The organism is Sporomusa termitida, assembly GCF_007641255.1.
In the GTDB taxonomy this organism is placed as follows: Bacteria; Bacillota; Negativicutes; order Sporomusales; family Sporomusaceae; genus Sporomusa; species Sporomusa termitida.
Genome location: NZ_CP036259.1, coordinates 1,454,413 through 1,473,876, shown reverse-complemented (window position 1 = coordinate 1,473,876; position 19,464 = coordinate 1,454,413). Strand labels below are relative to the sequence as shown.

At 53.0% G+C, this 19,464-nt stretch carries 19 protein-coding genes; all 19 read right to left on the bottom strand.

Going from position 1 to position 19,464, the window contains the following annotated elements; genetic code table 11:
- Nucleotides 1–30: 30 nt before the first annotated feature.
- A complete protein-coding gene (locus tag SPTER_RS06415; RefSeq protein WP_144349564.1) occupies nucleotides 31–1,101 on the bottom strand; it encodes a glycosyltransferase family 9 protein in 1,071 nt (356 codons plus the stop codon).
- 11 nt (nucleotides 1,102–1,112) lie between these two features.
- The gene (locus SPTER_RS06410; protein ID WP_144349563.1) at nucleotides 1,113–3,299 is read right to left on the bottom strand and encodes a DNA topoisomerase III; all 2,187 of its coding nucleotides are present in this window, start codon (nucleotides 3,297–3,299) and stop codon (nucleotides 1,113–1,115) included.
- A 111-nt stretch (nucleotides 3,300–3,410) separates the two neighbouring features.
- The gene (locus SPTER_RS06405) at nucleotides 3,411–4,544 is read right to left on the bottom strand and encodes a trans-sulfuration enzyme family protein (protein ID WP_144349562.1); all 1,134 of its coding nucleotides are present in this window, start codon (nucleotides 4,542–4,544) and stop codon (nucleotides 3,411–3,413) included.
- Nucleotides 4,545–4,562: 18 nt separating this feature from the next.
- The gene (locus SPTER_RS06400; RefSeq protein WP_211367500.1) at nucleotides 4,563–5,306 is read right to left on the bottom strand and encodes an ABC transporter ATP-binding protein; all 744 of its coding nucleotides are present in this window, start codon (nucleotides 5,304–5,306) and stop codon (nucleotides 4,563–4,565) included.
- A complete protein-coding gene (locus SPTER_RS06395) occupies nucleotides 5,257–6,036 on the bottom strand; it encodes an ABC transporter ATP-binding protein (protein ID WP_144349560.1) in 780 nt (259 codons plus the stop codon). The genes SPTER_RS06400 and SPTER_RS06395 overlap by 50 nt, the downstream gene beginning before the upstream one ends.
- On the bottom strand, nucleotides 6,036–6,896 hold the full coding sequence (locus SPTER_RS06390) for a branched-chain amino acid ABC transporter permease (RefSeq protein ID WP_144349559.1): 861 nt from the start codon (nucleotides 6,894–6,896) through the stop codon (nucleotides 6,036–6,038). The genes SPTER_RS06395 and SPTER_RS06390 overlap by 1 nt, the downstream gene beginning before the upstream one ends.
- Before the next feature lie 5 nt (nucleotides 6,897–6,901).
- Nucleotides 6,902–7,774, bottom strand: coding sequence for a branched-chain amino acid ABC transporter permease (locus tag SPTER_RS06385; protein ID WP_144349558.1), 873 nt, complete (start codon nucleotides 7,772–7,774; stop codon nucleotides 6,902–6,904).
- A 68-nt stretch (nucleotides 7,775–7,842) separates the two neighbouring features.
- Nucleotides 7,843–9,000 carry an ABC transporter substrate-binding protein gene (locus SPTER_RS06380; protein WP_144349557.1) on the bottom strand — a complete coding sequence of 386 codons (1,158 nt, stop codon included), beginning with the start codon at nucleotides 8,998–9,000 and terminating at the stop codon, nucleotides 7,843–7,845.
- Nucleotides 9,001–9,224: 224 nt separating this feature from the next.
- The gene (locus SPTER_RS06375; protein WP_246105510.1) at nucleotides 9,225–9,533 is read right to left on the bottom strand and encodes a 2Fe-2S ferredoxin; all 309 of its coding nucleotides are present in this window, start codon (nucleotides 9,531–9,533) and stop codon (nucleotides 9,225–9,227) included.
- A gap of 120 nt (nucleotides 9,534–9,653) precedes the next feature.
- Complete coding sequence (gene rarD / locus SPTER_RS06370; RefSeq protein ID WP_144349555.1) at nucleotides 9,654–10,592, bottom strand: EamA family transporter RarD; 939 nt, start codon at nucleotides 10,590–10,592, stop codon at nucleotides 9,654–9,656.
- On the bottom strand, nucleotides 10,564–11,280 hold the full coding sequence (locus SPTER_RS06365) for a YczE/YyaS/YitT family protein (protein WP_246105509.1): 717 nt from the start codon (nucleotides 11,278–11,280) through the stop codon (nucleotides 10,564–10,566). Before SPTER_RS06365 ends, rarD begins: the two co-directional genes overlap by 29 nt.
- A gap of 252 nt (nucleotides 11,281–11,532) precedes the next feature.
- On the bottom strand, nucleotides 11,533–12,063 hold the full coding sequence (locus SPTER_RS06360; RefSeq protein WP_144349554.1) for a 2-oxoacid:ferredoxin oxidoreductase subunit gamma family protein: 531 nt from the start codon (nucleotides 12,061–12,063) through the stop codon (nucleotides 11,533–11,535).
- Nucleotides 12,060–12,812: a thiamine pyrophosphate-dependent enzyme gene (locus SPTER_RS06355; RefSeq protein ID WP_144349553.1), complete on the bottom strand. Its 753-nt coding sequence runs from the start codon at nucleotides 12,810–12,812 to the stop codon at nucleotides 12,060–12,062. The genes SPTER_RS06360 and SPTER_RS06355 overlap by 4 nt, the downstream gene beginning before the upstream one ends.
- A 2-nt stretch (nucleotides 12,813–12,814) precedes the next feature.
- Entirely contained in the window at nucleotides 12,815–13,885 is a 1,071-nt protein-coding gene (gene vorB / locus SPTER_RS06350) for a 3-methyl-2-oxobutanoate dehydrogenase subunit VorB (protein ID WP_144349552.1), read from the bottom strand.
- A gap of 16 nt (nucleotides 13,886–13,901) precedes the next feature.
- Nucleotides 13,902–14,120, bottom strand: coding sequence for a 4Fe-4S dicluster domain-containing protein (locus tag SPTER_RS06345; protein WP_246105508.1), 219 nt, complete (start codon nucleotides 14,118–14,120; stop codon nucleotides 13,902–13,904).
- 303 nt (nucleotides 14,121–14,423) lie between these two features.
- Complete coding sequence (locus SPTER_RS06340) at nucleotides 14,424–15,050, bottom strand: cyclodeaminase/cyclohydrolase family protein (RefSeq protein ID WP_144349551.1); 627 nt, start codon at nucleotides 15,048–15,050, stop codon at nucleotides 14,424–14,426.
- A gap of 16 nt (nucleotides 15,051–15,066) precedes the next feature.
- Nucleotides 15,067–15,957: a glutamate formimidoyltransferase gene (gene ftcD / locus SPTER_RS06335; RefSeq protein ID WP_144349550.1), complete on the bottom strand. Its 891-nt coding sequence runs from the start codon at nucleotides 15,955–15,957 to the stop codon at nucleotides 15,067–15,069.
- 2 nt (nucleotides 15,958–15,959) lie between these two features.
- Nucleotides 15,960–17,249: an imidazolonepropionase gene (gene hutI / locus SPTER_RS06330; protein WP_144349549.1), complete on the bottom strand. Its 1,290-nt coding sequence runs from the start codon at nucleotides 17,247–17,249 to the stop codon at nucleotides 15,960–15,962.
- A gap of 20 nt (nucleotides 17,250–17,269) precedes the next feature.
- The gene (locus tag SPTER_RS06325) at nucleotides 17,270–19,297 is read right to left on the bottom strand and encodes a urocanate hydratase (RefSeq protein WP_144349548.1); all 2,028 of its coding nucleotides are present in this window, start codon (nucleotides 19,295–19,297) and stop codon (nucleotides 17,270–17,272) included.
- Between the last annotated feature and the right edge of the window lie 167 nt (nucleotides 19,298–19,464).

The following is a 19,464-nucleotide window of genomic DNA, read 5'->3' as shown; positions in this document are numbered from 1 at the left end:
GGCCAACCTGCCGGTACCACTGTTGTTTATTTAGTTTGACAGCCTATCAGTTGGGGCGGCGCTGTCTAGGCCCAGTACCTGATATACCTGCTGCACCACCGCCGCCGGTGTAATACTATTCATGCAGTCGTTTCGCCCATGCTGACACTGCATTTTATGACAAAAAGAGCAGGCCAGCTTATTAACCGCAATCCGGTGATGCCTGCCTGGCGGGGCGTAGGTCTCTGGATTCGTGGGGCCAAACAGGGCCACGGTCGGCGTTGCCAAAGCAGCTGCCATATACAGCGGTCCGGTGTCGCCCGCCACCACGACGGCAGCCCTGGCCAGAATGCCGGCCATCTCCAGCAATGACGTTTTGCCAATGGCATTGGTTACAGGAATACCGGCCTGTGCCCCGATTTCCTGCCCCATAGCCAATTCATTTTTGCCGCCGCACAGGATAATTTTAAAATCCCGGGACAAGAGTGCCGCCGTACGGGCAAAAAGCGCTGGCGGCCAATTCTTTGCCGGCCACGTGGTTCCCGGGACCAGAACCGCAATCCGGTCCTGCCGGGTAATGCCGGCCCCGGTTATAAAATGCTCGGCAAAGCTCACCGCCGCCGGCGGTATTGCCAGGGTCATCTGCCGGCTGCCGGGAGTGATCCCCAGTGCCGTCAACACCCCAAGATATTTTTCCGTAATATGCGGCCCCAGTGGTTCGGCTGTTTCCGTCATAAACAGCGGGTTAAACTCTCTGGCCCCGCTCAGGCCGATGCGCCGGCCGGTATTTACCTGCCTGGCGATCAGCCCTGTAAGGAACAGCCCGTGAATATCCAGCACCGCATAAAACACTCTTGCCCTTAAACAAGCCTGCAAGCTCTGCCAAAGGGACAAAGCCTTTTTGAATTCACAGGCCCGCAGGTATTTTTCGAAGCGCTCACGGGACCAGACAATCATCTCATCAACTAAGGGATTATATTTAATTAAATCAGCACAAACTTCCCCCACCAGCCAGGTAAGTCTGCAATCAGGCCAGGCAGCCTTGAGTGCCCCGGCTACCGGGGAGCAATGAATCACATCGCCGATAGAGCTAAGTCGTATGATCAGTATTTCCTTTTTCAAAGTACCACCGCCTAGTGCAGCTTCAGCTTAGCCAGCGCTTCCGCCAATGCGTTATTAATTGGTTTATCCGCCTGCTCTTTTAAATAACGGGAAACATCCTTTTTAGAAACCCGGGTATCCCCCTCCTGCTTTTTCCGCTCAGTAAAAGCGGCCAGCTTTTCCCGGTACCCGCAGGCGCAAACAAAAATGCGGGCTTCACCCTCACCCCGTAATTCCAGTTTCTTGTGGCAGTTGGGACATCTGGCATTGGTTACCTGGGCAACGTTTTTCCGGTAGCCGCATTCCCGGTCCTGACAAACCAGCGACTTGCCTTTCTTGCCGTTTACCTCCAGCAGATACTTGCCGCATTCCGGGCAGCGCGTACGTGTTACATTGTCGTGCTTGAACTGTTCCCGGCTGTTTTTTATCTCGCGGATAATTGCCTTGGTATATTCTTTTATTTCGGCAATAAAGGCCTGCTTCTTTAACTGCCCTTTGGCGATAGCGCTGAGTTTTTGTTCCCACTGCGCCGTTAAGGCCGGTGATTTCAGGTCGGCAGGCGCCAGTTCCAGCAATTGCCGGCCTTTAGAGGTGATAAAGATATCTTTGCCCTTTTTCTCAATGACAAAACTGCTAAAGAGCTTTTCAATAATATCAGCCCTGGTAGCTACCGTACCCAGCCCGCCTGTTTGCCCGATGATCTGCTTAAGCGCCTGACTTTCGCCTGACATATATTTTGCCGGATTTTCCATTGCTGATAATAGGCTGGCTTCGGTAAAAAGTGCCGGCGGCTTAGTCTCACCTTTAGTCAACGCAATTGCGTTTATGGGTAAAATATCACCTTTATTTAAGTGGGGAAGCGTTTGCGCCACAGCCTGGTCATCAGCCGCTTCCTCCTCATCCAGATTATTGTTATATAGCTCTCGCCAGCCAAGCGCACTTACGGTTTTGCCTTTCGCGCTAAAGATTTCATTGCCAATTTGGGCTTTGACTGTCGTCTCTTCATATTCGAAAGGCGGGCAGAGCACGGCCAGGAAGCGCCTGACGACGAGCTCATAAATCTTCTTTTCTTTGTCTGTTAACGAATTAAGTACTACCGCTTGTTCAGTAGGGATGATCGCATGGTGATCAGACACTCGGCTATTGTCAACAAAATGGCTGCCGGACTTGATGGGAGCTTTTAAGACTTTAAGAATTTGTCTGGGGTACAGGCCTGTATCACAGGCTTTCACCCGGTCTTTCAGGGTCTCAACAATATCTGCCGATAGATAACGCGAGTCGGTCCGCGGATAGGTCAAAGCCTTATGGGTTTCATATAGTTTCTGCATAATTGACAATGTTTCTTTGGCCGAAAAGCCAAACATTTTATTAGCATCACGCTGCAGCTCGGTGAGATCATACAAGGCTGGGGAAAACGCTTTCTTGCTCACCTTGTGCACATCAATCACCTCAGCCTTTTTCCCGGTTATCGCTGTAATGATTTTGTCACAGACCGCTTTTTCAAACGTTCTGCTTTCTTTGGATTTAGCCTCCTGCCAGGTCAGCTTCAGACGCTCGGCAGTTGCTGTAATCCCATAATAGGTACGGGGCTGAAAGTTTTTTATCTCGGCCTCTCTGGCGGCAATAATAGCCAGCGTCGGGGTTTGGACACGCCCGCAGGATAGTTGGGCATTATACTTAGTAGTCAGGGCCCTGGTGGCATTAATGCCGACAAGCCAGTCCGACTCCGACCGGGCCACAGCCGAGGCATACAGGTTTTCATATTCCCGGCCTGGCTTTAGATTGTTAAAGCCGTCCCTGATGGCTTTGTCGGTCACAGAGGAAATCCAGAGACGCTTAACCGGTTTATTAATATGGGCTTTCTCCAGTATCCATCTGGCCACAAGCTCCCCTTCGCGCCCGGCATCAGTGGCAATGACAACCTCGCTGACATCCTTGCGGCCTAGTTGTTCTTTTACCGCACTAAACTGCTTGCCTGTTTGTTTGATAACAACCAGCTTCAGTTCCGGGGGCAGCATGGGCAGGTCCTCCAGCCGCCAGGCTTTATATCTTTCGTCATAGGCTTCGGGATCGGCCAGGGTTACCAGATGCCCCAAGGCCCAGGTTACGATGTATTTGGGTCCTTCCAGGTAACCATTGCCTTTGCTGCCGCACTGGAGAACCCGGGCTAAATCCCGCCCGACTGACGGCTTTTCCGCTAATACCACAATTTTACTCATTTGCGAACCTCACTAAACATAATATAGCTATTATTATACCCGTAAACTGGCAGTTTTTAAAGCAAATAAAAAAACTGCCAGGCAGGGTTTCCCACTGGCAGCCTATACTGGTTACCGGCTCATAGCCTGTTCAAAATCAGCGATAATATCGGCCGGATCTTCAATGCCGGCCGACAGACGGATCAGACTGGGGGTAATGCCCATCTGCAATTTCCGCGTAGCGGGAACCGAGCCGTGGGACATGACGTCAGACAGGTTTACCATGGTCTCGACCCCGCCGAGGCTGTCGGCTAACATGCAGAATCTAAGCCTGCCCAGAATATGGCGGGCCAGCTCACCGTCCCCGACATCAAAAGCAACAACGTTCCCCGGGCCCCGGGCCTGACTTTGGTGCAATTCATAGCCGGGATGGTCGGCAAAACCCAGATAATATACTTTTTGGACCTCCCGCCGCTGCCGGAGCCAGGCCGCCAGTATCCCGGCATTGCGGGACTGTCTGTCCAGCCGTAAGCCCAGGGTTTTTAACCCCCGCAGCAGCAGCCAGGAATCAAACGGGCCTAAGACACCACCGGTAGAGTTTTGCACAAAATGCAGGTCTTCCGCCAGTTGGTCTTCTTTCACCACCACCACACCGGCCAGCACGTCGCTATGGCCGCCAATAAACTTGGTGGCGCTATGGATAACAATATCAACCCCCAGGCGCAGCGGCTGCTGCAGATAGGGTGACATAAAGGTATTGTCGGCAATGGTTAACAAGCCGCGCTCCCGGGCCAGAGCGGCAACACCGCTAATATCTGTCACCATCAAAGTAGGATTGGACGGGGTCTCGATAACCAGGGCTTTCGTCGCCGGCGTAATTGCGGCTGCCAGCCCGGCCAGGCTGCCAAAATCCACATAAGCAACCGTAAGCCCAAAGCGGCTGAAGATCTTGTCAAGCACCCGTGAGGTGCCGCCGTACAGATTACGGCTGGCAATAATATGATCACCGGTCTTGAATAAATTAAAGACTGCCGTTATCGCTGCCATTCCTGATCCAAAAGCAAAACCCCGGCAACCGCCTTCCAGCAGGGCCATCTGCTTTTCCAACGCATGCCTGGTCGGATTATTGCCCCGCGAATATTGATAGCCGCCTTCCTGACCGACAGTATGGTGCCTGAAACTTGAAGCCTGGTAGATCGGTGTGCTGGCGGCGCCGGTAGTCCGGTCGCCCTCGTCACCGTGAATAAGTAAGGTATCGATATGCATTGCTGTTTCCTCCAAAATTTAGTGCGTTATTCCCAAATATGCTTTTTGCACCAGCGGGTCATCAATCAAAGTCTTACCGGACCCGGACAGAATCACCCGGCCTGTTTCCAGGACAAAAGCCTCATCCGCCATTTCCAGCGCCTCAAAGGCATTCTGCTCTGCCAGCAGTATCGTCGTGCCCTGAGCGCGGATGCCGCGGATAACCGCAAACATATTGGCAACCATCAGCGGCGCCAGGCCCAGGGACGGCTCATCCAGGAGCAGTAGCCGCGGGCGGGACATCAGGCCTCTGGCGATTGCCACCATTTGCTGTTCACCGCCGCTTAAAGTCCCGGCATATTGTTTGAGCCGTTCCTGCATGATCGGGAAGAGTTGGTACATCTTTTCCAGATCAGCCTGGATACCGGCTTTGTCCTGGCGCAGAAAAGCCCCCATCAGCAGATTCTCTTTAACAGTAAGGTTGGCATAGAGGCGCCGGCGCTCCGGCACCAGGCACACCCCCTGGCCGACAACCTCATACGCTTTACGGGATAAAGGGCGGCCTTCATAAACAATAGTGCCGCTGGCCGGCTGCAAAAGGCCGGCCAGGGTCATCATCAGCGTGGATTTGCCGGCCCCGTTGGCGCCGATCACGGCCACAATCCGGCCGGCCGGTACGGTCAGGGTTACATCACGGAGAGCATGGATTTGCCCATATTTCACATTTAGGCCGCTAACTTCTAACACGTTTATACCCCTCCCCGAGATAAGCCTTGAGTACATCAGGATTGGTTTGAATGGCCTGTGCGGTCCCTTCGGCCAGTTTCAGGCCGAAATTAAGCACAAAAATAGAATCACAAAGCTCCATCACAACATCCATATGATGTTCGATCAATAATATTGTCAGGTTATGCCGCTGATGAAGCCGGCGGATGAGTTTGGCCAAATCCAGCGATTCCTCCGGATTCATACCGGCTGCCGGTTCGTCTAACAGCAAGAGCTTGGGCCGCAGGGCCAGGGCCCGGGCAATCTCCAGCTTGCGCTGCAGGCCGTAAGGCAGGCTGTCCGCCTGTACCCCGGCTTTGTCCGCAAGTCCCACTTCAGCTAAATACGCCATAGCCTGCTCCCGTATTTCCTGTTCCTGTTTCAGTATATACGGCAGTCTGAGCAGGGAAGTCACAAACGAATACTTGACATGTTTATCGACGGCAATACAGACATTGTCCAGCACGGACAGGTTACGGAATAAGCGGATATTCTGAAAAGTCCGGGCAATACCCCGGCTTACAATGCCAGCCGGCCCCATACCGGCAAGCTCCTGCCCCTGAAACAGGATACTGCCGCTGGTAGGTGCGTACACACCGGTAATCAGGTTGAACATTGTGGTTTTACCGGCACCGTTAGGCCCGATCAAACCCATGATTTGTCCCTGCTTAGTGACAAAACTGACATCCCGGCAAGCCATGATCCCGCCAAACGCCTTGCTTACTCCCTTTAATTCAAGCAGCTTCATCAGGACACCTCTTTTCTAAACAAGCGGCGAAAACTGTGCAGAGAGATCTCTTTATAGCCAAATAAGCCCTGTGGCCTGAATACCATAATTGCCACCAGCAGGAAGCCATAGGCCACCAGCCGCCACATACTGGCCACCCGGAGAGCTTCCGGGATAGCCACAAACAGTACGGCGGCAACAACCGGCCCGGTGATGCTGCCCATACCGCCGGCGACAACGCTTGCTGTCAATTGGGTCGACAAATAGGCGGTAAACATGCCTGGCTGAATAAAAGAAACATAGTGAGCAAACAACCCGCCGGCCAAACCGGCGGTCATCGCGCTAAACAGCAGGGAACGCATCCGTACCTGAAACAGATTAATTCCCATCATCTCAGCGGCAACAAAGTCCTCCCGCACCGCAATGGCGGCCCGGCCATACCGGGAATAAACGAAGTTCCGGGCAACCCAGATGACCAGAATCGTGGCTATCACGACAACTGTCAGCGTTGTTTCATTGGCAATGCCGGGAAGCCCGCGCGCGCCCTGGGTAATTTCAAGGTTTTCCAGCAGCACCCGGACAGCTTCACCAAACCCCAGCGTGGCAATGGCAAAGTAATCACTGCGCAGCTTGGCCCGCAGCGTGGGATAGCCAATGATGGTGCCCACCACTGCGGCCATAGCCATACCGGCCACCAGGGCCAGATAGTAGTTAACATCATAGAAATAAGTAAGAATACTGGCCGTATAGGCGCCAACAGCAAAAAAAGCGGCATGCCCTAAGGAAAAAAGACCGGTAAAGCCGGTAAAGACAGCCAGACCAACGGTAGCAATGACGTAAATCAGGCTGAAAGTTATAACCCCGCTAATATATTCTGCCATGTCTGCTATACCTTTTCCTCAAGAAATTTGCCGAACAGACCGGTTGGCAGCACCAATAACAGCACGACCAGCAGCGAAAAGCTGAATACATCGCGCACAACCGACGATACATAGGCCGATACAAAGGTTTCCAGGACACCCAGCAGCAGTCCGCCGACCACGGCCCCCGGCAAGCTGCCCAATCCGCCAATGACGGCGGCAATATAGGCTTTATTGGTAATCCAGCCCATGGTGGGATAGACCATATATTTCATCCCCAAAAACATGCCGGAAATCCCGGCCAGGGCTCCGGCCAGCAGAAACACCCAGCCAATCGTGCGTGCAATATTAACACCGTTTAGCTGGCTGACCTGCATGTCATACGAAGCAGCCCTGATAGCGATACCTGTTCTGCTGTTCTGTAAAAAGTAATGCAGCCCATAGATGGCTATAAAAGAAAAAACAATGGCAAAAACATCCAGCATGCCGATCGAAACCCCGCCAAAACTAAAATTCTGCTGGGTAAGAACCTCCGGAAAAGCATAGAATCTTGAACCAATCGTGGCATAAACAAAATTTTCCAAAAAAATTGAGGTCCCCATAGCACTAATCATGAAATACAGCGAAGGTGCATTGCGTTTGCGCAGCGTACTATAGGCTAACCGCTCATTTAGCAAACATAACAGGGCCGCCCCGGCAATGGAGCCGCCAATGGCCAGATATACCGGCACGCCCATTTCCATTAGCAGGTAGTAACCAATATACGCCCCCAGCATAATAATTGAGCCATAGGCGAAGTTACTGAAATTCAGGATGCTGAATACCAGGGAGTAGCCAACTGCCATGAGTGCGTATATACCGCCGATAGCGAGGCCTGTAACCAGTGTTTGAATGAACATTATGCGCCATCTCCTTAAGTATTGAAAGACGGCGTGGGAATAATTCCCGCGCCGTCCTGCACGCCAAGTTACTGGGTAACAAATTTGGATTTAAAGATGAACTTGCCATCTTTAACTTCCTGGATGATGGCCGGCTTATTCAGCGGATCATGGGTATTCGGATCAATAGTCAGCTTGCCGCTTAGTACCGGGAGATCTTTGGTTTTCTCCAGTTGTTCGGCTATTTTCACCGGATCGGCACTATTGGTTTTATTCATGGCATCAACCAACGCGTAGAGGGCATCAATCGCCATAACCGGGTTGGGCATGATCGGGTCGGCTTTATATTTTTCCTGATACTCTTTAATAAAGTTTTGAATATCCGGATCATCCATACTGGCCAGGTTTACAAAATAAGAGCCTTCTACTGCCGAGCCGCCAAGGGTGAGCAAATCAGGGCTGCCCCAGCCGTCACCACCTACAAACTTGGTTTTAATGCCAAGGTCGGCAGCCTGCTTCATCACCAGGGCTGCTTCTTTCTGCATCGTGGGTATAAAAATGACCTCAGGGTTTGTGCCTTTGATTTTGCCTAATATAGCGCGGTAATCAAGTTCGCCGGAGCGGAAAGCCTCATTGGCGACAATTTTCCCCCCTTGCTTTTCAAACTCGGCAGTAAAATATTTGCCGAGCCAGGCTGAATAGTCGGAGCCTACATCATAAACAATAGCGGCCGTGGTAGCCTTCAGTTCCTTGGCTGCAAACTGGGCTGCCACCGTTCCCTGGAAGGGATCAATGAAACAGGTACGAAACGCATACTTACGGACTTTATTGGTCTTATCGTCAACAGTCACTTTGGGGTTGGTGGCCGAAGTGGCAATAAAAGGCACTTTGGCCGGTTCGGCCACCGAACTCATGGCAATAGCCACACCGCTTTGTCCCGGTCCGATAATACCTGCCACTTTATCACTGACCAATCTTTTAGTTACATTGACCCCTTCCGTTGCATCGGCCCGGGTGTCATAAGCCACCAATTGCAGTTTTTTGCCTAATACCCCGCCTTTGGCATTAATCTTTTCAATTTCCATTTCCAGGGCATTTTTTTCAGCCTGGCCCCAGGTTGAATTGTCACCGGTTAAAGCGACGGCATTGCCGATCTTGATAACATTGTCATCGCCGGCCGTGCCACAGCCAGCAGCCACTGTTGCCAAAATCGCCAGCATAACCAGGACTAACCATCTCATTTTCATAAAAAAAGTCCTCCTTTAGTAGCCACTTTCAATACTCACCATTATAGTCTGATTTTTGCCTCCTTTCAATCAAATTACGCCTTAAATAGAGCCTATTTAGACATAATCTAAATAGGCCCATTTTTTTGAAAGCTTACACTATTACACCTGCATTTCTTAAATTTAACATAAGTTTTTAACTATTGTCAACTATTAACAGATTTTTTACAAATCTCGCTGTTTGTTTAAATCTCTAACCTTTTCACCGGCATGCCGCCTTCGATATGGTTTTCCATAATCTCCGCGACATCAGCCGGTGTTACAGAGCCATACCAGACATTATCAGGATAAACAACCACAACCGGGCCCTTGTCGCAAATACCGAAACAGCCGGTATTGGTCACAAATACTTCACCGCCCAGCTCCCTTTCCTCAATCTCCTCCATAAATTCCATGACAATCTCGACCCCGTTTTTCGTGTGGCAATGACCTTTTTGCTGACCGTTAGGCCGGGAGCTGGTACAGACAAAAATATGACTCTTAGGCTTGTTCATAATAATCCCCCTTTTTAATAAAAATAAAATAAGTCGCCTGCCATGATATCATGGCAAGCGACTTCTGCGTCACAACATAAATCTGATTGTTTTCCATTATAATTAAAGTTATTATCAGTGTCAAGAGGCTGCTTTTTTCAGCCAGCCTTCCGCCGTGACAAAAAACCTGGTTCTGGCCAGTGAAAACACCGCCAACGCCAGCCAGATCAGGCTGAAGGCCATCAGGTGGGCACTGGTAAACGGCTCATGATATAAAAGGACGCCTAAGGCCAGGGCGATGGTGGGCGACATATACTGAATAAACCCCAGCAGGCTGAGCGAAAGACGGTTCGCACCGCTGGCAAACAACAGCAGGGGGACAGCCGTCACAGCCCCGGCCCCCATTAACAGAGCGGCCGTAAGCAAGGAGTCAAGGTGAAAAGCACCGCCGCCCTGGCCGGCTATGTACAGCAAATAAACCAGGGCCGCCGGGGCTACAATCAGCGTCTCCAGGGTTGTGGATGTTACAGCGCCAATTCCCAGCATCTTTTTGCACATGCCGTAAAAAGCAAACGACAAGGCCAGCGACACCGACACCCAGGGAATTGTCCCGTAGCTTATCGCCAGGGCGGCAACCCCGGCGGCGGCAAGCACAACCGAGATGCTTTGCCACAAAGACAAGCGCTCTTTAAGAACCATGATTCCTAAAAGGACACTGACCAGAGGGTTAATATAATAACCAAGGCTTGTTTCCACAACGCGGTTCGCATTAACTGCCCAGATATAAATAAGCCAGTTGACACTTATCAGCAGCGAAGCCACAAGTAAGCCTAAACGTTTTTTCGGATTGTGCACAATTGCCAGTGTTTCCTGGGCAAACTGCCGGATACCCCGTGTTGCCAGCAAAACCGCAAACATAAAAACACACGACCAAATCACACGATGGGCCAGGATCTCATAAGCCGGCACATAAGCCAGCTGCTTCCAGTACACCGGCAGTATTCCCCATAATAAATAAGCTCCGGCTGCAGACACTACGCCGGTAAAGTGTTCACTGTGATATTTTGCATTCTCTGCCACTTGTTTCTCCGCCTTTTTCCGTGAAATCCATAACCGCCGCCTTATCCTGTTCCTGATTGCCAACAGGCCTGGGCAGCCAAAATACAAACGGCGTATGTTCGATATCCTGCGGCCGTTGGCCCATAACGGCAAAGGCCCATTGAATAGCAGGACCGAGCGTAACGGCAATAATAATCGTGCCGGGGCCTACAGGACCGCCCAGACAATAGCCGGTTGCGGCCACCCCGGATTCCAGTATTGTCCTCACCTTCCATACGGGCCAGCCTGTTTTTTGCACTGCGCCAACCATAAAGCTGTCGCGGGGGCCGGCGCCAAAAGCCGCCGTCAGATAAAAATAGCTGGCCCAGCCAATCAGCCCCACGCCGGCCAGCAGCATTGCCAGCTGGGCGGGCCATTGCTGCTGACCGGGAATCCAGCCGCTGCCGACGATAATATCAATATACAGCCCGATAAAATACATGTTGGCAATACTGCCCCAGCCTGGCTTGACTCCCAGCAGCCAGCTCAACAGGATTACAATAATCCCGGTTAGCTGGGACACTTCACCCAGGGTTACCGGGAAATAATTAATCAGCCCCAGGTGCAGAACATCCCAGGGTGAGGCTCCCAGATTACTTTGCACAGTCAAGACAATTCCCAGGGCAAATAAAAACAGGCCCCATAATAAAAAGATGATTCTTTTTATCATCTCACCAGCTCCCTGATCGACAAATATCTATATCTTTTAATCTTATCACAGCTACAAAAGTCTCCACAAGTATTATTATCCTGGCTGCCCCTGTCGTTAAAAAATCTATGAAAATAACAGCCTGGCCTGGCGCTTTTATAAGAAAGCCCCTAACCCTTCCGCTCATGCAGAAAAGGGCCGCGCTCCGGCTTAGAGCTCAGCCCCTTTTTACCATTGCAGCTGCGGTAAAACCCGTTCCTGCGGCCGCCCCTGTTACCGGTTCATGCCTTTGCTGATGGCGGCGACGTTCAAATCATATAACTCCGGCTTTTTCTTACCAATTACCTCAGCCATAGCTTTTTGCACACTATCCAGGTTAATGAGCGAAAGCGCCGGCAGCAAAGCCCCCAGACATACCATGTTGGCCAGGCTGGAGTTGCCAATTTCATTCGCCAGTTCCGTGGCCTCCACAGCAATAACAGTAATATCCTCCCGTTTAGGGGTTAAGGCCACAATCGAACTGTTGGCTACCAGGGTGCCCCCCGGTTTGATGCGCGCCAAAAACCGGTCATAGGAGGGTTGATTTAAAACAATCCCGGCATCAGCCTGACTTATGACCGGTGAATGAATCTCTTCGTCAGCAACAAGCACCGAGCAATTGGCTGTTCCGCCCCGCATCTCCGGTCCATAGGAGGGAATCCAGCAGACCTCATGGCCGGCTGCCATGCCTGAATAGGCCAGAACTTTGCCGATAAACATGACTCCCTGACCACCAAAACCAGCTAAGAGTATTTTGTCCATCATAGCCTTTTAACCTCCTCCGGTACTTTGAGCTCTCCCATTTGATAAACAGGCAGCATGTTTTCCCGGAGCCAGGCCAGGCTGTCAACCGGTGACAGGCCCCAGTTAGTCGGGCAGGTGGATAATATGCTGACAAAAGCAAACCCCAGCCCCAGCTGCTGTACCTGGAAGGCGCGCTTAAGCGCTTTCTTGGCCTGCATAATGTTTTTGGGAGAGTCTACCGCCACGGCCGCCACATACACGGCACCATTTAAAGTGGCAATGGTTTTAGGCAGGTCTACGGGTGCTCCGACCAGGCCCGGGTCTCGGCCATAAGGGCTTGTTGTCGTTATCTGTCCGGCCAGGGTGGTAGGCGCCATCTGGCCGCCGGTCATGCCAAAAACCGCATTATTAACCATAATCGAGGTAATCTTTTCACCCCTGGCCGCCACATGAATGGCATGGGCAGTCCCAATGGCAGCAATATCGCCATCGCCCTGATAGGTGAACACAAGCTTGTCAGGCTGCGCCCGTTTGATGCCGGTGCCTACGGCCTGGGCCCGGCCGTGGGCCGCACCGACAAAGTCGCAGCTGAAAAAATCAAGGGAAAAACCGGCACAGCCCACCGGGGCCACACCGATAGTTTTGCCAATAATATCAAGCTCTTCCATAACTTCACCGATCAGACGGTGGATGATGCCATGGGTACAGCCAGGGCAATAGTGAAAGGGTACATCAGTCAGGCCTTTGGTTTTGCCAAATATCTTCTCCATAACTACACCTCCCGGTCCAGGGGAATATTGAATTGCTGAATAAGCGCCGCCAGGACCTCATCCTCATGGGGCAGCATACCGCCCAAGCGCCGGTGCAGACTGACAGGGACACTGCATTCCAGTGCCAGTCTCACATCCTCAATCATTTGGCCCGTATTCAGCTCGACCGTAAGCACGCCTTTAACTTTCCCCCGGTACGGTGCAAACGCTTTCTCCGGAAACGGCCACAGCGTAATGGGGCGGACAAGACCTAATTTAATCCCCCTGGCCCGGGCCTGCAACACGACCGTTTTGGCAATTCTGGCGCAGGTGCCGTAGGCAGCGATCAGATAATCGGCGTCGTCAGTGCGGAATTCTTCCCAGCGCTGCTCCTGTTCCCTGATCGCCTGATATTTTCCTTCCCAATAGAGATTATTTTGTTCCCCGATTTCATTGGTCAATGAATAGCTGGCAATCTTGCGCTTAGCCCGGCCCAGGCAGCCGTCCGTCACCCAGTCCTTGACCGGCAGCTCAGCATCAGGCCGGTCTTTAAGCACAATCGGCTCCATCATCTGCCCTAAAAAGCCGTCGGCCAGGATCAATACCGGATTCCGGTACTTATCGGCCAGGTCAAAAGCCGCCAGCGTATAATCATACATTTCCTGGCCTTTGGACGGGGCCAGCACCAGCAGACGATAGTCGCCATGACCACCGCCCTTGGTACATTGGAAATAATCGGACTGGCAGGGACCAAGTCCGCCCAGACCGGGGCCCGTCCTGTTAATATTGACGACAACGACAGGCAGTTCAGCCGCGGCCAGATAAGACAACCCTTCCTGCTTCAGACTGTAGCCGGGGCTGGAGGAGGCGGTCATAACCCTGGCCCCTGTACAGGCCGCGCCGTAGCACATATTAATTGAGGCAATCTCATCTTCGCCCTGCAGCAGGGTGCCGCCGGCTTTAGGCAAATGTTTTGACAAATATTCCACGATCTCGGTAGAAGGGGTAATCGGATAACCAAAAAACAGCTTACAGCCTGCCTTTATGGCGGCCTCGGCAATGGCCTCATTGCCTTTGATCAACTTTTTCTTCATACAACTTGCTCCTTCCTTAGGACTCTTTGTACACCTCTAAGGCAATATCAGGACACATCAGGCCGCACAGGGCGCAGCCCGCACAGTTTTCTTGGTCGGCAGCAACGACAGTATAATAGCCCCTGGAATTTGCTTTATCGCCTATCGCCAGTACCTGACGCGGACACACGGCCACACAGAGACCACAGCTTTTACATTTTTCACCAAATACCCGGACTTCAGCCAATTCATTCACCCCCCGCACCCTTGTTGTTCTCCGCAAAAAATCATACGTTCTGCATATGTTACAGAACGCCTATAAATCATCGCACTTATTGCCTTAATAGTACATTCGCCGCCAGGGAATATTATCCTGCCGGCCTGCAGGGCCTGTTGTTTCCTTTTTTACTTAGCTTGCCTTGCCGTAAGCATCGCCATAATTTTATCCGGGGTAACAGGCAAAACGGCAATCATAAATCAGGCTCCGGTTAGTCTCCCGCCGCACGACAAAACAGGACTGAGTCTCGTCACCGGGATCAGTCCTGTTGCTGTAAAAGTATTAGCCGATCACCTTGCCGGCCACGGCGATAAGCTCGCTGTGCAGGCGCTCGTCCTCTTTGATGATAAGGTCCATTTTCGTTTGAATCTCCTGTTGGAAGCCTGGCGCTTTTATACTGCCTAAATTAATCTTTACATTATACAGGGCGCCATGCAGGCCGGCATGGGCCATAAGGCCGGCCACAGCGGCATCGCTGGCCGCGTTGCTGTTGCCAATGGCCAGTATCCGCACTGCCATTGTTAACACCTTCAGGCAGCAGGCGGCAACCTCCAGCGGCAGGTTGGTGGCATACATCATCGCCTGCTGAATGGCCGCGCTGCGGTCCAGCTTCTCAGCCTCCGTTGCTTTGGGGAGTTTATAGGCCGCCATTACCTTGTTAAAGGCCTCGGTATCGGCATCAACATAGCGGGTCAGCACCCCTGACAGCGCATCAGCTTCCGCCAGCAGGGCTGTTACCTCTGTTTCCACCTCGGCATATTTGCCGCTGCCGACGGTCAGACGGCAGACCATAGCCGTCAACGCGCCGCCCAGGGCCCCGGCCAGAGCCGAGATACTGCCGCCGCCCGGAGCCGGTGAGTTTGACCCGAGTTCCTCCAGAAACTCGGTAATTTTCATTGCAATTAACATATCATCAAGCCCCTTACTAAAGGTTTTCTTCCAATACCTGCTTACGTTCAAATCCCTCCAGGCGCAGATAGAAATCAGCCGTGTCGATCAGTGCCTGCAGCGGCACCATGCCCACAATCTCACTGCCGATGACATTTACGCCGTACCTTGCCGCTTCCGACTTAACCGTTTCAAATACCCGGTGCAGCGGAGTGCCCGTATAGTCAACCATATTGATCGTTACCTGCGCCATATTCCGCTCTTCAATCATAACCCCCATCGCCCGGCAGAATTTATAGCCGCCCTTCGCCTCCCGGATGGCCGCCGCAATCTTTTTGGCAATATTGACGTCACTTGTGCTCAGATTGATGTTATAGGCGATTAAAAACTGCCTGGCACCGACAACGGTTGCCCCCGCCGCCGGATGCATCCGGGCCGGGCCGTAATCCGGCCGGCGCTCCGGGGTGGCAATTGCGGTCTTCAGCCCTTCGTACTCGCCTTTGCGGACATCAGGCAGTTTGACCCGCGCCGCCTGTTTGGCAGCCGCTTCATACAGGTATACCGGGATATTAAGCTTTTCCCCGATTTCCCGCCCCAATTCGTTGGCCAGCTGCACGCATTCTTCCATAGTAACCTCACTCACCGGAATAAACGGAATCACATCAGTGGCCCCAACCCGCGGATGTTCCCCCTGATGCTGTTCCATGTCAATCAGCTCGGCCGCCTTGGCGCAGGCTTTAAAAGCAGCCAGTTTAGCCGCCTGCGGCTCACCGACAAAAGTTACCACCGTCCGGTTATGACTGCCGTCTGAATTGACATTAAACAGGCTGACGCCGGTTACACTCTTCACTTCATTGACAATCGCCGCAATGACCTCCGGCCGCCGGCCCTCACTGAAATTCGGTACGCATTCTACAAGTTTTGCCACAGCTATAACTTCCCTTCTCTATGTATATTGTCTATATTGTCGGCTTTACTCCAGCTAAGCTGTCCCTGCTTAATCACCTTGTCGACAAGGTTCATGCCGGCATGGTAAACCAGGAACAGATGGGACGGATATTCCAATATGACTGCATCGGCCTGTTTGCCCACTTCCAGACTGCCGACCCGGTCGGCCCGGTTGACTGCGGCGGCACCGTTAATGGTCAGCGCCGTAACCACCTCGGCCGGGGTCATACCTAATTGAATCGCCGCCAAAGCGGCTACCAGCGGGATGGAATGACTAAAGCAGCTGCCGGGGTTGTAATCTGTGGCCAGGGCTACCGCCACCCCGCTGTCAATCATCGCCCGGGCCCGGGCATACGGCTCACGCAGGCAAAAAGCAGTCATCGGCAGCAGCGTAGCCACGGTGCGTTTTTTGCCCAAGGCCGCAATGCCGGCAGCAGAGGCCTGCAGCAGATGGTCAGCCGAACAGGCCTCCAGCTCCGCCGCCAGCTCGGCCCCGCCCAGGGCAACAATCTCATCGGCATGCAGCTTGGCTTTCAGCCCCAGGCCTTTGGCCGCGGTCAGCAGCCGCCGCGACTGGGCCAGCGAGAAAACCCCCTGTTCGCAGAACACATCGCAAAACTCGGCGATCCCTTGCGCGGACACGGCCGGCAATACCTCGGCAATCAGATAGTCCACATAGGCGTCGGTACGTCCCTTATATTCAGGCGGGACGGCATGGGCGCCCATAAAGGTCGGTACGATCTCCACCGGCTGTTCCCGGTTAAGTTCGGCCATCACGGCCAGCTGCCGCAATTCGGTCTCCTTATCCAGCCCATAACCGCTTTTGCCTTCCACCGTAGTTACTCCCATTGCCAGCATGCTGCGCAAACGCCGCCCGGCCAGCTCTTTCAGCTCCGCCAGACTGGCCGCCCGGGTCGCCTCAACTGTGTTCAGGATGCCGCCGCCCCGTTCCAGGATTTCCAGGTAGGGGGTGCCGCTCAACCGCCAGAAAAACTCCTCCGCCCGGTAGCCGCCAAATACCATATGGGTGTGCGAATCAACAAACCCCGGCAGCACGCATTGCCCGGCGGCATCAATAACCTCCCATTGACTTTCATCAAGGGCCGGCAGTGCGGCCGTCGGTCCCACCCAGCTGATCCGGCCATCCTCGGCCAGCAGCGCCCCGTCCGGAATCATCCCGATATCCCCCATCGCCGGCCCCTGCTTGGGGGCCGGTCCGGCACAAGTAATCAATTCTGCCGCATGTTTAATCAGCAATTTTTTTCCTGCCATTTTTTTCTCCTTCCTGTATGCTACTTGGCAAACACTTTGGCGACAATGCAGTCAATCAGGCTTTCCTCCGGGATATAAGGCAGTGTCGCATGGCCCTTGCCGGCGTATTGCTGGTTGAATTCGACAATCGTTTCCATCGAATGTTCGTTTCTGGCCCAGGCCCGGCGGGCTACCCCGCCCATAACGTCCCATAACATCGCCTGGCGCAAAATTTCATCAACCCGTTCGCTGCCGTCCAGCACCATGCCAAAACCGCCATTGATCGATTTACCGATACCGACCCCGCCGCCGTTATGCAAAGCAACCAGGCTCATACCTCTGGCCGCATTGCCGGCAAAGCACTGCACGGCCATATCGGCCATAATATTGCTGCCGTCCTTAATATTGGCAGTCTCCCGGAAGGGTGAGTCGGTGCCGCTGACGTCATGATGGTCCCGGCCCAGCATCACCGGCCCGATTTCCTGCTGGCGCACCATCTCGTTAAACTTCAGGGCAATCCGGAGGCGTCCTTCCGCATCCTGATACAAAATCCGGGCCTGCGTCCCTACGACCAGTTTGTTTTGTTCGGCATCCCGGATCCATATGTAATTATCCCGGTCCTGGCCGCGCCGGTTGGGGTCAATACAGGCCATGGCCGCCTGGTCGGTCTTGCGCAGATCGGCCGGGTCGCCGCTCAGGCAAACCCAGCGGAATGGTCCATAGCCGTAATCAAACAATTCCGGCCCCATGATATCTTCAACATAAGAAGGGAAAATAAAGCCGTCCCGCTCGTCATAGCCATTTTGGGCCACCTCTTTAACCCCGGCATCATACACCGCTTTCAGGAAGGCATTGCCATAATCAAAGAAATAGGTTCCCCGTTCGGCCAGTATCTTAATCAGCTCAAAATGGCGCTGCAGGCTCTTATCAACCAATTTACGGAACTGCTGCCGGTCGGCAGCCAGCAGGTTTGTCCGCTCGGCAAAGCTCAGCCCCTGCGGGCAGTAGCCGCCATCATAGGCAACATGGCAGGAAGTCTGGTCGGAAAGCAGCGGAATATGCTTGTTGTTTTGAACTGCATACTCCAGTAAATCCACAACATTGCCATGATAGGCAATAGAAATCGGCGCTTTCTTCCGTTGATACTCTTCGGCCAGCTTGAATACCTCGTCCAAATCGGCCGAAATCCTGGTGACCCAGCCTTGATCATAACGGGTTTTAATCCGGGAATAATCCACCTCGGCAATAATCCCCACCCCGCCGGCAATCTCAATCGCTTTCGGCTGGGCACCGCTCATGCCGCCCAGACCGGAAGAAACGAACAAATGCCCGCGCAGGTCGCCATCTGCCGCCACGCCCAAACGTTTACGGCCGGCCGTAAGCAGAGTGTTAAACGTGCCGTGCACAATTCCCTGCGGCCCGATATACATCCAGCCCCCTGCCGTCATCTGGCCGTAGTTGGCCACCCCCATCTGTTCGGCAATCTCCCAGTCCTCCTGGTTATCAAACATGCCAATCATGAGCGCATTCGTAATAATTACGCGGGGCGCCTCCGGCTTGGACGGGAATAACCCCAGCGGATGACCTGATTCCACTACCATAGTCTGCCGGTCGGTCATGACTGCCAGATACTTTTTGATGAGCTGGTACTGCAGCCAGTTTTGGCACACACTGCCGGTTTCCCCGTAAGTGACAAGCTCATACGGGTAAAGCGCAACCGCCGGGTCCAGGTTATTGTCAATCATTACCTGAAAGGCCTTGCCTTCCACACAGTTGCCTGTATAGGCATCAATCGGCTTGCCGGCAATTTTTTCTTGCGGCATATAACGGTAAGCGTAAATCCGGCCGAGTGTCCGCAGTTCCTCCATAAATTCCGGCGCCAGCACGGCATGCAGCTCCTCCGGCACATAGCGCAGCGCATTTTTCAAAGCTACTTTGGTCTGTTCCCGGGTCAGACGAAACCCCCGGTTGGGTGCACGGCGAATGCCAGGTTCAAAAACCGGTAATGCGGGCAGCACATTATCCAATTTGACGGTCATGGCACTGCCAATCTCACAATTGCGAACCATAATTATCCCTCCATCTATATCCTCTATTATACCTTACTTTACCATTACTGTATCACAGCTGCGTCAACGAAACGTCAAAATACCGGCAGCCGTTTTTTCAACATTATTATTGCCCGCTCAACCAAAAGACTGCCAACTGATTGTTCCGGCAAAATCAGCTGGCAGTC

Bases quoted from the DNA above. Each gene is read 5' to 3' on its own strand.
- SPTER_RS06385 (WP_144349558.1), bottom strand. From the start codon at position 7,774: ATGTTCATTCAAACACTGGTTACAGGCCTCGCTATCGGCGGTATATAC.
- hutI (WP_144349549.1), bottom strand. From the start codon at position 17,249: ATGGCAGGAAAAAAATTGCTGATTAAACATGCGGCAGAATTGATTACT.
- vorB (WP_144349552.1), bottom strand. From the start codon at position 13,885: ATGAAGAAAAAGTTGATCAAAGGCAATGAGGCCATTGCCGAGGCCGCC.
- SPTER_RS06365 (WP_246105509.1), bottom strand. From the start codon at position 11,280: ATGATAAAAAGAATCATCTTTTTATTATGGGGCCTGTTTTTATTTGCC.
- SPTER_RS06355 (WP_144349553.1), bottom strand. From the start codon at position 12,812: ATGGAGAAGATATTTGGCAAAACCAAAGGCCTGACTGATGTACCCTTT.
- SPTER_RS06405 (WP_144349562.1), bottom strand. From the start codon at position 4,544: ATGCATATCGATACCTTACTTATTCACGGTGACGAGGGCGACCGGACT.
- SPTER_RS06325 (WP_144349548.1), bottom strand. From the start codon at position 19,297: ATGGTTCGCAATTGTGAGATTGGCAGTGCCATGACCGTCAAATTGGAT.
- SPTER_RS06340 (WP_144349551.1), bottom strand. From the start codon at position 15,050: ATGTTAATTGCAATGAAAATTACCGAGTTTCTGGAGGAACTCGGGTCA.
- SPTER_RS06360 (WP_144349554.1), bottom strand. From the start codon at position 12,063: ATGATGGACAAAATACTCTTAGCTGGTTTTGGTGGTCAGGGAGTCATG.
- SPTER_RS06410 (WP_144349563.1), bottom strand. From the start codon at position 3,299: ATGAGTAAAATTGTGGTATTAGCGGAAAAGCCGTCAGTCGGGCGGGAT.
- SPTER_RS06390 (WP_144349559.1), bottom strand. From the start codon at position 6,896: ATGGCAGAATATATTAGCGGGGTTATAACTTTCAGCCTGATTTACGTC.
- SPTER_RS06380 (WP_144349557.1), bottom strand. From the start codon at position 9,000: ATGAAAATGAGATGGTTAGTCCTGGTTATGCTGGCGATTTTGGCAACA.
- SPTER_RS06400 (WP_211367500.1), bottom strand. From the start codon at position 5,306: ATGTACTCAAGGCTTATCTCGGGGAGGGGTATAAACGTGTTAGAAGTT.
- SPTER_RS06395 (WP_144349560.1), bottom strand. From the start codon at position 6,036: ATGAAGCTGCTTGAATTAAAGGGAGTAAGCAAGGCGTTTGGCGGGATC.
- SPTER_RS06375 (WP_246105510.1), bottom strand. From the start codon at position 9,533: ATGAACAAGCCTAAGAGTCATATTTTTGTCTGTACCAGCTCCCGGCCT.